The sequence below is a fragment of the Clavibacter lycopersici genome (assembly GCF_003576405.1).
Classification (GTDB): Bacteria; Actinomycetota; Actinomycetes; order Actinomycetales; family Microbacteriaceae; genus Clavibacter; species Clavibacter lycopersici.
In genome coordinates this window covers 1-1,599 of record NZ_QWGT01000379.1, presented here as the reverse complement: position 1 = coordinate 1,599, position 1,599 = coordinate 1, and the positions used below count along the sequence as shown (strand labels likewise).

Below are 1,599 nucleotides of genomic sequence, written 5' to 3'. Positions count from 1 at the left end.
CCTGCCGCTGGACGACGACCGCCGCGGCGTCGGCGGCCACGACCAGCGCGCCCTCGCGGTCGGCACCCGCGGCGAGCGCGGAGGCCAGCGCGCCGCAGAACGCGTCGCCCGCGCCCGTGGTGTCGACGACCCGGGACACCTTCGACGCGGGGACCTCGACCTCGCCCCACATCGCGCCCTCGGCGCCGAGGGTGACGAGCAGCGACGCGGGCGCGGGCGTGCCGGACTCGCGGAGGAGCCCGGCCTCGTGCTCGTTGACGACCACGGGATCCGCGAGCGCGAGCACGTCGGCGGGCAGCGCGGCGAAGGGCGCGAGGTTCAGCACGACGCGGGCGCCTGCGGCGTGCGCGCGCCGGACCCCGGCGGCGATCGTGTCGAGGGGCAGCTCGAGCGAGGCGAGCAGGACGTCGCCCGCGGCGAGCGCGTCCAGCGGATCCAGGTGGGCGCCCGTCACGCGCCCGTTGGCGCCGGGCGCGACGATGATCGTGTTCTCGCCGTCGTCGTCCACCGCGATGATCGCGAGGCCCGTGGTCGCGTCCGCCACGGTCGCGAGGCCGGACACGTCGATGCCGCGGTCCGCCAGGCGCGCGCGGTACGCGGATCCGTCGGCGTCGTCGCCCACGGCCCCCACCATCGCGACCTCGCCGCCCGCGTCGGCCGCCGCGACCGCCTGGTTCGCTCCCTTGCCGCCCCAGAGCCGCTCGGGGTCGGATCCCATCAGGGTCTCCCCCGGCTGCGGGTGCCGCGGGACGCGCACCACCTGGTCGACGTTGAGCGATCCGAGCACCACGACGCGGCCCATGGGCACCTGCCTCCCCCGGCCCGAGGCCGGCCGCGCCCGGGTGGCGCTCCCCGCCAGGGTACCGAGCGGATCCTGCGGCCGGGACCGCCCGCAAGCCCGCCGAACCGGCCGATACCGTGGGGAGGAGACGACGGATCGGAGGTCGCCCGTGCCCGAGCCCGGCTCCCGTGCGCGCGGCCCCCGCCGCCCCCTGCTGATCTCCCGCTCGTTCGCTCTCATCTGGGTCGCGCAGGCGCTCTCCTCCTTCGGCGAGTACGTGCTCGCGGCGACCGTGACCGTGTGGCTCGCCACGGGCCTCGCGCCCGGCGACCCGGCCCTGCCGCTCTACGTCGGCGCGGTCATCGGCGCGACGAGCCTGCCCCGGCTGCTGCTCGCGCCGGTCGCGGGCGTGCTCGTCGACCGGTGGCCGGCCCGCCGCGTGATGGTCACGGCCGACGTCGTGCGCGCCGCCCTGCTCGTGCCGCTCCTGGTGATCGCGATGGCCGGACCCGCGCCCGTCGTCATCGGCGCGGTGATCGTCACGCAGCTCCTCATCGGCTGCGCCTCGCAGCTCTTCGACCCGGCGCGCGCCGCCCTCGTGCAGGTGGTCGTCCCGGCCGACCGCCGCGCGGACGCCGCGGGGCGCACGCTCCTCGCGAGCACGGGCGTCGGGATCGTCTCGGCCATGGTGGGGCCGGTCGTCTACGCGGGCGTCGGGCCGGTGCCGGCGCTCGTCGTGGACGTCGTCGCGTTCCTCGCGTCGGCCGCGCTGGTGCTCGCCGTGCGCGAGCGCGGGGCCGCGACGGCGGGCGCGGATC

The 1,599-nt window shown here is 77.9% G+C and carries 2 protein-coding genes; one reads left to right on the top strand and one right to left on the bottom strand.

Annotation, left to right across the window (positions count from 1 at the left end; genetic code table 11):
* Positions 1 to 802: ribokinase (locus tag DZG00_RS15295; protein WP_233550165.1), on the bottom strand; the 802-nt coding region annotated here is incomplete at its 3' end.
* A gap of 148 nt (positions 803 to 950) precedes the next feature.
* On the opposite strand from DZG00_RS15295, the gene DZG00_RS15290 reads away from it, so the two are divergent.
* On the top strand, positions 951 to 1,599 hold a 649-nt coding region (locus DZG00_RS15290), incomplete at its 3' end, for an MFS transporter (protein ID WP_147360057.1).